General features: G+C 65.3%; 12 protein-coding genes and 1 tRNA gene. 10 read left to right on the top strand and 3 right to left on the bottom strand.

The features are described from left to right. Positions 1-68: 68 nt before the first annotated feature. The 4 genes from AC6H42_RS13990 (at position 69) to AC6H42_RS13975 (ending at position 2,392) form a co-directional block, all read left to right on the top strand. Positions 69-145 (top strand) — tRNA-Arg (locus tag AC6H42_RS13990). A gap of 101 nt (positions 146-246) precedes the next feature. After that, positions 247-1,401, top strand: coding sequence for an alpha-hydroxy acid oxidase (locus tag AC6H42_RS13985; protein WP_057156875.1), 1,155 nt, complete (start codon positions 247-249; stop codon positions 1,399-1,401). 3 nt (positions 1,402-1,404) lie between these two features. Then, complete coding sequence (locus tag AC6H42_RS13980; protein ID WP_497548302.1) at positions 1,405-1,881, top strand: cupin domain-containing protein; 477 nt, start codon at positions 1,405-1,407, stop codon at positions 1,879-1,881. 7 nt (positions 1,882-1,888) lie between these two features. Continuing rightward, positions 1,889-2,392, top strand: coding sequence for a VOC family protein (locus AC6H42_RS13975; RefSeq protein WP_497548301.1), 504 nt, complete (start codon positions 1,889-1,891; stop codon positions 2,390-2,392). On the opposite strand, the gene AC6H42_RS13970 is transcribed toward AC6H42_RS13975, so the two are convergent. Beyond that, the gene (locus AC6H42_RS13970) at positions 2,389-3,366 is read right to left on the bottom strand and encodes a hypothetical protein (RefSeq protein ID WP_497548300.1); all 978 of its coding nucleotides are present in this window, start codon (positions 3,364-3,366) and stop codon (positions 2,389-2,391) included. The genes AC6H42_RS13975 and AC6H42_RS13970 overlap by 4 nt on opposite strands. A gap of 284 nt (positions 3,367-3,650) precedes the next feature. Between AC6H42_RS13970 and AC6H42_RS13965 the strand changes: the two genes are divergently transcribed. Continuing rightward, on the top strand, positions 3,651-4,094 hold the full coding sequence (locus AC6H42_RS13965; protein ID WP_497548299.1) for a YciI family protein: 444 nt from the start codon (positions 3,651-3,653) through the stop codon (positions 4,092-4,094). Between the two features lie 263 nt (positions 4,095-4,357). On the opposite strand, the gene AC6H42_RS13960 is transcribed toward AC6H42_RS13965, so the two are convergent. Together AC6H42_RS13960 and AC6H42_RS13955 are read right to left on the bottom strand one after the other, a co-directional pair. Then, positions 4,358-5,311: a D-2-hydroxyacid dehydrogenase gene (locus AC6H42_RS13960; protein ID WP_057156879.1), complete on the bottom strand. Its 954-nt coding sequence runs from the start codon at positions 5,309-5,311 to the stop codon at positions 4,358-4,360. Further along, a complete protein-coding gene (locus tag AC6H42_RS13955; protein ID WP_057156880.1) occupies positions 5,311-6,258 on the bottom strand; it encodes a LysR family transcriptional regulator in 948 nt (315 codons plus the stop codon). The genes AC6H42_RS13960 and AC6H42_RS13955 overlap by 1 nt, the downstream gene beginning before the upstream one ends. Before the next feature lie 123 nt (positions 6,259-6,381). Between AC6H42_RS13955 and AC6H42_RS13950 the strand changes: the two genes are divergently transcribed. From AC6H42_RS13950 to AC6H42_RS13930, 5 genes are all read left to right on the top strand, one after another. Continuing rightward, positions 6,382-6,591 (top strand): hypothetical protein, encoded by a 210-nt coding sequence (locus AC6H42_RS13950; protein ID WP_057156881.1) that lies wholly within the window; start codon positions 6,382-6,384, stop codon positions 6,589-6,591. Beyond that, complete coding sequence (locus AC6H42_RS13945) at positions 6,588-7,442, top strand: alpha/beta hydrolase (protein ID WP_373888194.1); 855 nt, start codon at positions 6,588-6,590, stop codon at positions 7,440-7,442. The genes AC6H42_RS13950 and AC6H42_RS13945 overlap by 4 nt, the downstream gene beginning before the upstream one ends. 180 nt (positions 7,443-7,622) lie before the next feature. After that, complete coding sequence (locus AC6H42_RS13940) at positions 7,623-8,867, top strand: efflux RND transporter periplasmic adaptor subunit (protein ID WP_057156882.1); 1,245 nt, start codon at positions 7,623-7,625, stop codon at positions 8,865-8,867. Between the two features lie 28 nt (positions 8,868-8,895). Then, on the top strand, positions 8,896-12,081 hold the full coding sequence (locus AC6H42_RS13935; protein ID WP_497548298.1) for an efflux RND transporter permease subunit: 3,186 nt from the start codon (positions 8,896-8,898) through the stop codon (positions 12,079-12,081). Position 12,082: 1 nt separating this feature from the next. Beyond that, a complete protein-coding gene (locus AC6H42_RS13930) occupies positions 12,083-13,576 on the top strand; it encodes an efflux transporter outer membrane subunit (protein WP_497548297.1) in 1,494 nt (497 codons plus the stop codon). Positions 13,577-13,714 lie beyond the last annotated feature (138 nt).

Raw genomic sequence — 13,714 nt, 5'->3', positions numbered from 1 at the left:
GTGGGTTCGATTCCTGCCAGCCGCACCAGTTTTCCGTAGTTTCGTTGTAGATGCACCAGTAGTAAATAGCGGCTGTAGCTCAGCTGGATAGAGTACTTGGCTACGAACCAAGGGGTCGTGGGTTCGATTCCTGCCAGCCGCACCAGAATACGAGGGCCAGATCGGAAGATCTGGCCCTTTTCGTTTGTCCTTGCCTTTCTGCGCTTCCTGTTATCATTTGCTGAAATAGCAATTCGGGGAGACTGCATGACCATCATCACCTGCGTCGAAGACTTGCGCGTGCTGGCGCGAAAGCGCGTGCCGCGCATGTTCTACGACTACGCCGACGCCGGTTCGTGGACCGAGTCCACCTACCGCGCCAACTGCAGCGACTTCGAAGCCATCAAATTCCGCCAGCGGGTGGCGGTCAACCTGGAAAACCGCAGCCTGGCCGGCAGCATGGCGGGCCAGGCCGTGTCGATGCCGGTGGCGCTGGCGCCGACCGGGCTGACCGGCATGCAGCACGCCGACGGTGAAATCCTGGCCGCCCGCGCCGCCGAGGCGTTCGGCGTGCCGTTCACGCTGTCGACCATGAGCATCTGCTCGATCGAGGACGTGGCCGCGCACACCAGCAAACCGTTCTGGTTCCAGCTGTACGTGATGAAGGACCGCGACTTCATCAACCGCCTGATCGACCGCGCCAAGGCCGCGCGCTGCTCGGCGCTGGTGCTGACGCTGGACCTGCAGGTGCTGGGCCAGCGCCACAAGGACATCCGCAACGGCCTGTCGGCGCCGCCCAAGCTGACGCTGGCCAACCTGCTCAACCTGGCCACCAAGCCGCGCTGGTGCCTGGGCATGCTGGGCACGCGGCGGCGCAGCTTCGGCAATATCGTCGGCCACGCCACGTCGGTGTCGGACATGTCCTCGCTGTCGTCGTGGACCAGCCAGCAGTTCGACCTGAGCCTGTCGTGGAAGGACGTGGAGTGGATCAAGCAGCGCTGGGGCGGCAAGCTCATCATCAAAGGCATCATGGACGCGGAAGACGCGCGCCATTGCGTGGAGGCCGGCGCGGATGCGCTCATCGTGTCCAACCACGGCGGCCGCCAGTTGGACGGGGCGCAGTCGTCGATCGGCGCCTTGCCCGCCATTGCCGAGGCGGTCGGCAAGCAGATCGAAGTGCACATGGACGGCGGCATCCGTTCCGGGCAGGACGTGATCAAGGCGCTGGCGCTGGGCGCCAAGGGCGTCTACATCGGGCGGCCGTTCCTGTACGGGCTGGGGGCGATGGGCGAGCAGGGCGTGACGCGCTGCCTGGAGATCATCCGCAACGAGCTGGACCTGACGATGGCCTTCTGCGGCCTGCGCGACGTGGCGCTGGTGGACCAGAACATCCTGCTGCCGGGCAGCTACCCCGCGAGGTGAACCATGGCGACGCCAACTGAACTGCTGACGGCCGCCGCCATCGCGGCCATGCCGGGCAAGACCAAGACCCACCTGCTGAATCCGGACGCGGTGCGCACATCCAGGTCGCTGGGCGCGGCCACGGGATTGAGCGGGCTGGGCTTTCACCTGCTGACGGTGCCGCCCGGCCGCGAGTATGCCGAATACCACCGCCACCTGTATGAAGAGCAGTGCTTCTACATCCTGTCCGGCTGCGGCGAGGCGGTGATTGACGAGCAGCGCCACGCCATCGGCGCCGGCGACTTCCTCGGCTTTCCGAAGAACGGCGCCGCGCACACCATCCACAACACCGGCAGCGCGCCGCTGGTGATGCTGTCCGCGCGCACCAACCTGGAACAGGATGTCTGCGACTATCCGCGCCGGCAGAAGCGCCTGTATATGAACGGCAGCGACGAAGCGGTGGTTGATTTTGCCGATATCCTGTCCATTCCCCCTAACTGAGGAACCCATGCTAGACCAACCACCCGGCCATGTATTCCCTTCCAGCGCAAGCGCCACCCTGGCGCCCAGCCAGCGCATGCACCTGATACTGCTGGGTGTTGAAAGCGTGCCGAAAGCGGCGCACTTTTATGAGGCGCTGGGCTGGACGAAGTCGCCGACCGGAAATGATGGATTCGTCAAATTCGATATGGGCGGCTACGCGCTGTGCCTGATCAACAGGGCCGACCTTGCCAGCGATGCGCTGGAGCCGGCGCCGCACAAGATCGGCTTTTCCGGCATCGCCCTGATCCACCTGGCGCCAAGCGCGCAAGACGTGCCGCGCATCCTGGCCAGGGCGGCGGCGGCCGGCGGCAGCATCGTCAAGCCGGCTACCCGCACGCACTGGGGCGTAGCGGGCTATTTCAAGGACCCGGACGGGCATCTGTTCGAAGTGGACTATGAAACGGTGTGGGTGTTCGACCACGCGCACCGCCTGGTGGTCGACGAGGTGAACCCGGCCGGCCCGGTCTAGCGCCGCGCGGCAGTCCCGCCCTTGCATACGAGTCCGTATTTGGTGGCATTGCAGCCGAGCTGGACGCACCGCGTCGCGTGGTAGCCTGCGGCGCGGCATTGCCTGAGCGTTTCCTTCAGCGGGTCGCCCGATGCCATTCCGCTGTCGCGTTCCGGCCTGCCGGCGCGCGCCGACTTGTCCTGGCGCCTGGTGTTCTCACTGGCATACCTGGCTTGCGGCGGCGCGGCGGGCGCCGCCTTCGATTTCGCGGCGGCGCGCTTGCGGGGCCGTTCCAGCTCGGGCGCGGCACCGGCCTCGTTTGTCTCCTGGCCGGCGTCCTTTTCCGGCGCGCTGCCGGCAAGGCGCGGCGCGGGATCGGCTGGCGGCGCGGCGGCGGTGGCGGCTGGTTCGGCCAGCGTGGCTGGACTGGCCGGAATTGCCGAGTTCGCCAGCTCCGGCGGCGCGGCGGCTAACGGCGTCGCCGCCGGCGTGCCGGCTGGCGCCGCGAGGGCTGCCTGCGTGGCGCCTGGCTGCGGCGGGATGCTGGGCGCAGGCCTGAGCTGCCGCGCGGGGATGGGCGCCTTGGCCAGCACGGAAAGCGATTTGTCCATCTTGGTCTCGTTGTACAGCCATAGGCCGGCGCCGCCAATGGAGAGCGTGGCCAGCACTACTGCGGTTGCCGTCGCGGCACGGCGGCCCCAGCGGTCGAACCAGTGCGGCTCATCGGGCGCGGGCGAGTAGGCGGGGCCGCTCGGGACGTGCCAGACGGGCGGCGGCTCGGACACCCACGGATTGTCGGACCATGGCGGCGGCGATGCGGGAGCTGCCGGCGCCGCCGGCGCGCCATCCTGGGCTGCCTCTGGTGCAGACGCCGTCGCGGCATCCTGCGCAGCCGGGGGCGCGGCTTGTGGTGCAGCCTCCTGCGCGCGTCTCCAGACGCCCTCGCGCGCAGGTTGCGCTGTGCCTTGCGGCGCGCCGGCCGCGCGCGGGGCCACTGGCGGCACTGCTGGCGGGGGCGGAGGCCAAGGCAGTGATGGCGGCGAGGGCGGCGTACGCGCCGCTTGCTGCTGCCTGGACGGTAATGGGGGCAGCGGTGGCGGCGGGTGGCTATCGCCTATATCTTCCAGCAGCTGAGCTTTCATTGATTAAACCTGACAATCTTGTATCGATCAAAGATACTAGCGGATCTGCACCGGCAGCGGTGCGCGCTTGCACGCCATGGCGCCGGCGGACGCTGTGTTAGTGTGCTGAAATATTCTTATAAGAAGGGAGCAAAACCATGTGGAAACAATCCTTGGCCATCCTGTGCGGCCTGCTGGCCCTGTCGTCACTGCCGGCCGCAGCGCAAAGCGACCCGGAACTGGCCAAGTCGCTGGGCGGCGATGAAATGGGCATGAAGAAGTACGTGCTGGTCATTCTCAAGTCCGGACCGAAGAAGATGCCCGCCGGCGCCGAGCGCACCGAGATGTTCAAGGGCCACTTCGCCAATATGCAGCGCTTGTCAGACGAGAAAAAGCTGGCGCTGGCCGGTCCGCTGGACGGCGTCGACGGCTGGCGCGGCCTGTTCGTGATGGCGACTGCGGATATCGCAGAAGCGAAACAGCTGGTGGCCACCGATCCCGTCATCGTCAACGGTGAAATGGTCGCCGAATACCATGCCTTTTACTCGTCCGCCGGCTTGATGGCGGTCGGCGAGATTCACAAGAAAATATCGAAGAAATGAAGCCGGCGGCCAGGCTGTTGGCCGCTTGCATGAGGCACGCGCCGCGCCGGCAAGCCTGCGGCTGAGCTACAGCTTGATGCTGCTCAGGCATGTCTGCAGCATGCCGGCGCACAGTGGCTGGAGCTGGCTTGACAGGGCGACCTGAAATAGGAAATCGACAAGCTGCGGACCTGGATGAGCGGCGTGGCGATCGGCCTGTCCTTTTCACAGGCCGGCATGAGCATCACGCTGTTTTTCCTGTTGCAACAGTCTTTGGCCGGCCCCTATGCCACGACATTGGCCGGTTTGCCGGCCACGAAAGCCTCGATGTTGTCGATCAGCTGGTCGGCCAGGATCTGCATCGCTTGCGTGCTGGCCCAGGCGATGTGCGGGGTCAGGATGAAGTTGGGCAGGTGCAGGTTGAGCAGCACGTTGTCCTCCGGCGGCGGCTCCTTGACCAGCACGTCGAAGCCCGCGCCGGCGATCACGCCGGTGGTCAGCGCCCTGGCCAGCGCGGCCTCGTCCACCAGGCCGCCGCGCGCGGTGTTGATCAGCAGGGCGGAGCGCTTCATCCGTTTCAGCTCGGGCGCAGCGATGCAGTTGCGGGTCTGGTCGTTCAGCGGGGCATGCAGGCTGAGCACGTCAGAGCTTTCCAGCAGCTCGTCCCACGACACGTTCCTGACGCCGTCTTCTTCCACCGGGGTGCGCTTGTGCACCAGGATGTCCATGCCGAAGGCGCGCCCCAGCCGGGCCACCGCCTGCCCCAGTGCGCCATAGCCCAGCAGGCCCAGTTTGCTGCCGGCCAGGTCGGCGATGGGGTGGTCGAACAGGCAGAACTTGTCGGACTTCTGCCACTTGCCGGCCTGCACGTCGGCCCGGTAGGCCAGCAGATTGCGGCGCAGCGCCAGGATCATGGCGAACACGTGTTCCGGCAAGGTGGCGTAGGCGTAGTTGCGGATGTTGGACACCACGATGCCGCGCTCCCGGCAGGCGGCCAGGTCGATGATGTCGGTGCCGGTGGCGGCCACGGCGATCATCTTCAGGTCCGGCAGCCGCGCCAGCGTGTCCGCGCGCAGCGGCACCTTGTTGGTGATGGCGATGCTGGCGCCGGCCAGGCGGCTGGCGGCGTCGCCGGCCGCGGTGGCCGCGAACTCGGTCCAGCTATGGCTGAAGCCGGGGCGGCGCACGTTGGCGATCAGGCTTTCGCGGTCGAGGAAGACTATATTGTGATCGTTCATCAGGCTGCCTGCTGTGTGGGAAGGAAGTTGGGCGTGGTCCGGATGCGCATGCCGGGATGGGCGGCAAAATGCTCGGCCACCCATTCCACGAACACGCGGACCTTGGCCGACAGGTGGCGGTTCTGCGGATAGACTACATGAATCGGGATCGGGTCGGTAATCCAGTCGGCCAGCACCTGCACCAGGCGGCCGTCGCGCAGGTATTCTTCCAGCGCAAAGTCGGTCATCTGCACGATGCCCAGCCCGGCCAGCCCGGCCGCCACGTAGGCGTTGCTGTCGTTGAGCGCGATGACGCCCGGCAGCGGCGTCTGGATGCGTTCGCCGTTCAGCGTAAAGTCCCAGTCGTAGATTTTGCCGGTCTTGGCCGAGAAGTAATTGACGCAGCGGTGGCGCTCGAGGTCGCGCGGGTGCTGCGGCACGCCGTAGCGCTGCAGATAAGAGGGGGCGGCGCAGGTGACGAAGCTGAGCACACCAATGCGGCGCGCGATCAGCGCCGAATCGCCCAGGACGCCGCCGCGCACCGCGCAATCGACGCCTTCCTCGATCAGGTCCACCGGGCGGTCGCTGCAGCCCAGTTCCAGCGTGATGTCCGGGTAGCGCTCGAAGAAGTCGGGCAGGGCAGGCACTAGCACTTCACTGGCCAGGCCGGTGGGCGCGTCCACCCGCAGCCGTCCGCTGGGGCTGAGCTTGGTGCGCGACAGCGATTCCTCGGCCTCGCGCACGTCGGACAGGATGCGCAGGCAGCGTTCGTAATAGGCGGCGCCGTCGGCGGTGACGCTGATCTGGCGCGTGGTGCGGTGCAGCAGCTTGACCGCGAGGACGGTTTCCAGTCCTTGCACCAGGGTCGACACGGTGGCCTTGGGCAGTTGCATGTTTTCGGCGGCACGCGTGAAGCCGCCCGCGTCGACCACCTGCACGAACACTTCCATTGCTAGCAGTTTGTTCATCTATTTCCTTATTGTTCGGGATTCTGAACAATCAATTCGACTTCGAGCTATTTATCGGATTGTAGATCAAGACTATAGTTCATGCATGCAGAAATGTAACGCAGTGCCACTAGGAGTTTTACCATGAAACATCGGGATGGAATCTTTGCAACGATCGCGTTAGCGCTGAGCTCGTTCGCCTTGGCCGGAATGATGTACACCGACTTGTACTCGGCCGCTGCCGGTACGGAAGTTCGTGGCGTCAACGCGCTGACCCACGAGGTCATCGGCGGTGGCATGGTGGCCAATGCGGACAGCCTGGCCAAGAGCAATTCTGCGGCGGTGCAGCAATGATGGATCCGGTGCCGGCGCAGCTGAAGATGCGTGATATCGAAGTGGCCGGGGCCCATGGCCCGTTGGCCGCCCGCCTGTACAGCGGCGCATTTTCGGGTGCGCCGACCGGCAAGCGCGATACGCTGATCGTCTTTTTCCCCGGCGGCGGTTTTGTCAGCGGCGACCTGGACGAGGCGGACGAGTTCCTGCGCGGCCTGGTCAGCTGCAACTCCGGCTACCTGGTACTGGCCAGCAATTACACCCTTGCCACCACCAGCCCCTTCCCGGCGGCGGTGGAAGATGCCCACGCGGTACTGCTGTGGGCCAAGAAGAACAAAACCAAGCTGGGCTGGAATGGCAAGCGCCTGGTGGTGGCCGGCATCGAAGCCGGCGCCAACCTGGCCGCCGTCAGTTCGCTGATGTCGCGCGACCGCGGCGGCCCGGCGCTGTCGGGCCAGATCCTCATCATGCCCATGCTGGACCCGGGCCTGTCGAGCAGCTCCATGCGGGAGCTGCCGACATGCACCGACAAGGCCAAGGCGGCCGATGTCTGCGCCGCCGGCTATCGCGGTTATCTGCCCAATGCGGCCGACCGTACGCATCCTTATGCTTCGCCGCTGCAGTCGAGCCGGCTGAAGAACCTGCCGCCGGCGCTGATCCTGTCCGGCGAGGACGACCCCTTACGCGATGAAGCTGAACAATACGGCACCAAGCTGATCTCCTGCGGCATCAAGACCACCGTGCGGCGCCTGCCCTCGGCGCCCGTGTCCGACGTCGAGGCACGCAACGAATGTGCGTGCAAGGTGTTCGCACTGAGCGAAATTGCCGGCTTCATTGCCGCCCTGGATGGGACGGAGCTGCCGCCGTCATGAGTAAATAAACATTTACGTTTACTTATTGCCGGCCTGCCGGTATATTGGTAAACGTCCGATTTCCATGCAGTAACAATTTTCCGCGCCGTGTGCGCGGTGGGGCTGTCTTGTCCCTACGATTTGCAGTGCCGGGCGGTATCGCCGCATCTATTAAAAATTTTCATACAAAAAGGGATTAATATGAAAAACGAAAAATCATTCACCGCCTTGCTGCGCCCGTTGGCCGCCGCAATGGTTGTAGCAGGGCTGGCAGCGGTCAGCCTTGCAGGATGCGATACCGCCAATGGCAAGACCGCCGAAGCGCCGGCCGCCGGCGGCCCGCCGATCTCCGCCGCCGCCGTGGTGGAGAAGAACATTACCGAGACCCAGGAGTTTTCCGGCCGCCTGGAAGCGATCGAGCGCGTCGAGATCCGTTCCCGCGTGAGCGGCTTCATCACTGCCGTCAACTTCAAGCCGGGCAGCGAAGTCAAGAAGGGCGACGTGCTGTTCCAGATCGACGCCCGTCCTTACCAGGCTGAACTGAGCCGTGCCGAGGCAGCCGCCAATTCGGCGCGCGCCAAGGCCGACCTGGCCAAGCTGGAACTGGCCCGCGCCGAGAAGCTGCTGGCCGACAAGGCCATCGCCCAGCGCGAGTACGACGAGAAATCCTCCAGCCTGAAAGAGCTGGACGCCAATGCGCGCGCCGCCACGGCGCAAGCCGAAGCGGCGCGCCTGAACGTGGCCTACACGCAGGTGACCTCGCCGATCAACGGCCGCGTGTCGAAAGCGGAAATCACGCTGGGCAACCTGGTCGATGCGTCGGCCGTGCTGACCTCCGTGGTCTCGCTGGAGAAAATCTACGCCAGCTTCGACGGCGATGAAGACACCTTCCTGCGCGTGGGCACCGCCGCCAACAAGGGCCAGCCGGTCACCGTGAAAGTGGGCCTGGCCAATGAAACCGGCTTCCCGCACGAAGGCAAGCTGGAATTCGTGGACAACCAGCTCGACCCGCGCAGCGGCTCGGTGCGCATGCGCGCCACCTTCGCCAACGCCGACAACGCGCTGGTGCCCGGCCTGTTCGCCCGCGTGCAGCTGGAAGGCGCCGGCGCCGGCAAGCCAGCGCTGCTGATCAACGACCGCGCCGTGGGCACGGACCAGAACCGCAAGTTCGTGTTCGTGGTCGGCGCCGACAGCAAGGCCGAATACCGTCCGGTCACGCTGGGCCCGCAAATCGACGGCCTGCGCGTGGTGCGCGACGGCCTGAAGCCGGGCGAGAAGATCGTGGTCAACGGCCTGCAGCGCGTGCGTCCAGGCGCCCCGGTGACGGCGGAAATCGTGAAGATGGATTTCGATCCACTGGCCCCGGCCCCCGCCAAGCCTGAAGCTAAAAAAGAAGAGAAAGTCGCCGCCGCAGCCGCCAAGGCAGGCAGCACTTCGAAGCAGTAACTTCGAAGCTATAACGAAGGAATAACCCATGAACTTTTCACGCTTCTTTGTCGATAAACCGATCTTCGCGGCGGTTTTATCGATCATCATTTTCGTCGGTGGATTGATCTCCATCTTCAAGCTGCCCATCTCCGAGTATCCGGACGTGGTGCCGCCCTCCGTGGTGGTGCGCGCGCAGTATCCGGGCGCCAATCCGAAGATCATTGCCGAAACCGTGGCCGCGCCGCTGGAAGAGCAGATCAACGGCGTCGAGAACATGCTCTACATGTCGTCGCAGAACACCTCGGACGGCGCGCTGGCGCTGACCGTGACGTTCAAGATCGGCACCAACGTCGAGCAGGCCGAAACCCAGGTGCAGAACCGCGTCCAGCGCGCGCTGCCGCGCCTGCCGGAAGAGGTGCGCCAGATCGGCGTGACGACCGTCAAGTCCTCGCCCAACCTGACCATGGTGGTCCACCTGCAGTCGCCGGACGGCCGTTATGACGACCTGTACCTGCGCAACTACGCGGTGCTGAACGTGAAGGACCAGCTGGCCCGCATCAACGGCATGGGCGAAGTCCAGCTGTTCGGTTCCGGCGACTACGCCATGCGCGTCTGGCTCGACCCGCAGAAGGTGGCGGCGCGCAACCTGACCGCCGGCGACGTGGTGGCTTCGATCCGCGAGCAGAACGTGCAGGTCGCCGCCGGCGTGATCGGCCAGGGTCCGGCCAAGGACGCCGACTTCCAGCTGACGGTCAACACCCAGGGCCGCCTGCAAAGCGTCGAGGAATTCGGCAACATCATCGTCAAGACCAACGCCGACGGCGCTGTCACCTTGCTCAAGGATGTGGCGCGCCTGGAAATGGGCTCGAACTCCTACGCCCTGCGCTCGCTGCTGAACAACAAGTCCGCCGTGGCGATCCCAATTTTCGAAGCGCCCAACGCCAACGCGCTGCAGCTGTCCTCGGACGTGCGCGCCAAGATGGCCGAGCTGTCGAAAGATTTTCCGGAAGGCGTCGAATACAGCATTGTGTACGACCCAACCCAATTCGTGCGCGAGTCGATCGACTCCGTAATCCACACGCTGATCGAAGCGATCGTGCTGGTGGCGCTGGTGGTGATCATCTTCCTGCAAACCTGGCGCGCCTCCGTCATCCCGCTGCTGGCGGTGCCGGTGTCGGTGGTGGGCACCTTCGCGGTGATGATCGCGTTCGGCTTCTCGATCAACACGCTGTCGCTGTTTGGCCTGGTGCTGGCCATCGGTATCGTGGTCGATGACGCCATCGTGGTGGTGGAGAACGTTGAGCGCAACATCGCCAACGGCCTGACCCCGCGCGACGCGACCATCCAGGCCATGAAAGAGGTGAGCGGCCCGATTATCGCCATCGCGCTGGTGCTGTGCGCCGTGTTCGTACCGATCGCTTTCGTGTCCGGCCTGACCGGCCAGTTCTACCGCCAGTTCGCGCTGACCATCGCCATCTCGACCGTGATCTCGGCATTCAGCTCGCTGACGCTGGCCCCGGCCCTGTCGGCAGCCCTGCTGAAACCGCATGACGCGCCGAAAGACGCGCTGACGCGCGGCATGGACAAGATCTTCGGCCGCTTCTTCGCCTGGTTCAACCGCTTCTTCGGCCGCGCGTCGGACAAGTATGAAGTGGGCGTGAAGGGCGTGCTGCGCCGCAAATCGGCGGCAGTGGGCGTGTACCTGCTGCTGGCCATTGCCGCCGTGTTCATGTTCAAGGCCGTGCCGTCGGGCTTCGTGCCGGGCCAGGACAAGCAGTACCTGGTGGGCTTTGCCCAGCTGCCGGATGCCGCTTCGCTGGACCGCACCGACGCCGTGATCAAGAAAATGTCGGCCATCGCCCAGGAAATCCCTGGCGTGGAAGCCAGCGTGGCGTTCCCCGGCCTGTCGATCAACGGCTTCACCAATGCGCCTAACTCGGGCATCGTGTTCACCACGCTGAAACCGTTCCACGAGCGCAAGGACAAGAGCCAGTCGGCCGAAGCCATCGCCGCCGAGATCAACAAGCGCATGGGCGCCGTGCAGGACGCGTTCGTGATGGTGTTCCCGCCGCCGCCGGTCAACGGCCTGGGCACCATCGGCGGCTTCAAGATGATGCTGGAAGACCGCGGCAACGTCGGCTACGACGAACTGTATAAGGCCAGCCAGGCGATGCAGATGAAGGCGTGGGGCAATCCGCAGCTGCAAGGCGTGTTCTCCAGCTTCCAGATCAACGTGCCGCAGCTGTTCGCGGACGTGGACCGCACCAAGGCCAAGCAGCTGGGCGTGCCGCTGGCGACCATCTACCAGACCTTGCAGATCAACCTGGGTTCGCTGTACGTGAACGACTTCAACCAGTTCGGCCGCACCTATCAGGTGCGCGTGCAGGCTGACGCGCCGTTCCGTTCGCAGGCCGAGCAGATCTCGCAGCTGAAAGTGCGCAACGACAAGGGCGAGATGATTCCGCTGTCGTCGCTGATGCGCGTCAAGGACAGCTACGGCCCGGACCGCGTGCAGCGTTACAACGCCTACGTGTCGGCCGACATGAACGGCGGCCCGGCGCCGGGCGTTTCTTCGGGCACCGCGCAAGCCATCTTCGAGCAGATCGCCAAAGAGACTCTGCCAAAAGGGATAGCCTACGAGTGGACTGATTTGACTTTCCAGGAGATCCTGTCTGGTAACACCATGATCTATGTGTTCCCGCTGTGCGTGCTGCTGGTGTTCCTGGTGCTGGCTGCCCAGTACGAGAGCTGGACCCTGCCGCTGGCGGTGATCCTGATCGTGCCGATGTCCATCCTGTGCGCCCTGATCGGCGTCAAGGTGACCGGCGGCGACAACAACATCTTCACCCAGATTGCGCTGTTCGTGCTGGTGGGGTTGGCGTCGAAGAATGCTATTCTGATTGTGGAATTCGCCCGCGAACTGGAAGACCATGGCCGCACCGTGCTGCAAGCCGCCCTGGAAGCCTGCCGCCTGCGTCTGCGTCCGATCCTGATGACGTCGATCGCTTTCATCATGGGTGTCGTGCCCCTGGTGTTCTCGAGCGGCGCCGGTTCGGAAATGCGCCACGCCATGGGTGTGGCGGTGTTTGCCGGCATGCTGGGCGTGACCTTCTTCGGCCTGTTCCTCACGCCTGTGTTCTATGTCCTGCTGCGCACGCTGGCCCAGCGCATGGAGAAGAAATCCCCGGCCGACGCCCCAGCGGCGCCTGCCAAACTGGAAGGGACTCACTAATATGAATATGATCGCGAATATGATCGGCAAGGGCGTGGCGCCACTGGTGGCAGCGCTGCTGCTGACCGCCTGCGCCGCGCCGGCTTTCAAACAGCCGGACATCGCCGTGCCGAGCGCCTTCAAGGAAGGCCAGACCTCGGCCAACGCGGTGCAGACCGCCGCCGACGGCAGCCGCTGGAAGCAGGCGCAGCCTGCCGAGCAGCAGCCGCGCGGCGAATGGTGGCTGGCCTTCAACGACCCGGCCCTGAACCAGCTGATCGGCGAAGCCACCAAGGCCAACGCCAACCTGGCCGTGGCGGCCGCCCGCGTCAAGCAGGCGCGCGCCATCGCCGGCATCGCCGAAGCGGATCGCATTCCGCAGGTCGGCGTGGGCGTGGGCGCCCAGCGCGCCCGCAACTCGGCGCAGTCGCTCGGCCTGCCGGCCGGCTCGCCGGTGGCGCCGCAAACCAGCTACACCGCCAGCCTGACCGCCAGCTACGAGGTCGACCTGTTCGGCCGCGTATCGTCCGGCGTGGACGCCGCCCGCAGCGATGCCGCTTCGGTGGAAGCGACCTACCGCTCGGTGCTGCTGGCGGTGCAGGCCGACGTGGCGCAGACTTACTTCCGGCTGCGCGCCACCGACGCCGAACTGGCCACCCTGGAGCAGACCGTGCGCCTGCGCGAAGAAAACGTGAAGGTCAACCAGCGCCGCTTCGACCTGGGCGACATCGGCGAATTCGACCTGTCGCGCGCCAAGACCGAACTGGCCACCTCGCGCGCCGAAGCCATCGGCCTGCAGCGCACCCGGGTGACCACCGAGCACGCGCTGGCCGTGCTGCTGGGCAAACCGGCGGCCGACTTCACGGCAGGCGTGAGTCCGCTGCTGGACTCGTCGCTGCTGCCGGCCATCCCGGCCGGCCTGCCGTCGGCGCTGCTGGAGCGCCGCCCGGACATTGCCTCCGCGCAGCGCGCCATGGAGGCGTCCAACGCCCGCATTGGCGTGGCCCGCGCGGCCATGTTCCCGGCGCTGAACATCAACGCCAACGGCGGCGGCGCAGCCGGCACGTTCTCGGAAGTGTTCAAGTGGAGCAGCCGTTCCTGGGTACTGGGCGCGCTGATGTCCATGCCGCTGATCGACGGCGGCCGCAACAAGAACAACGTGGTGCGCAGCGAAGCGGCGCTGGAAGAATCGGTCGCCAGCTACCGCCAGAGCGTGCTCACCGCGTTCGCCGAGGTGGAAGACAACCTGGCCGGCCTGCGCATCCTGTCCGGCCAGACCCAGGAAATCGACGACGCGCTGGTCTCGGCGCGCCGCTCGGCGGACCTGGCGCAAAAGCTGTACACGGCCGGCCGCTCCAGCTACCTGGACCTGCTGGACGCGCAGCGCAACCTGGCCAGCGTGGAACGCGCGGCGGTACAGCTGCGCGGCAGCCGCGCGGTCACCACCGTGGCGCTGATCCGTTCGCTGGGCGGCGGCTGGGATGCCGGCGCACCGCTGGCTGTTGCATCCAAGTAATTTTGAGTTAATCCTATACCGGTAGTTCTCGTTTTGCCCTTGACGGCGCCAGTGATGGCGCCGTTTTTTTTAACATCGTTTAACTCGCGTTTCATTGCTTTTCTCGCTAGACTCTTTGCAGAATCGACAGCGAAGGAA

This window comes from Massilia sp. NBRC 108631 (assembly GCF_059704565.1).
The sequence above is the reverse complement of the archived record's forward strand: the minus strand, read 5'-3'. Positions and strand labels throughout refer to the sequence as shown.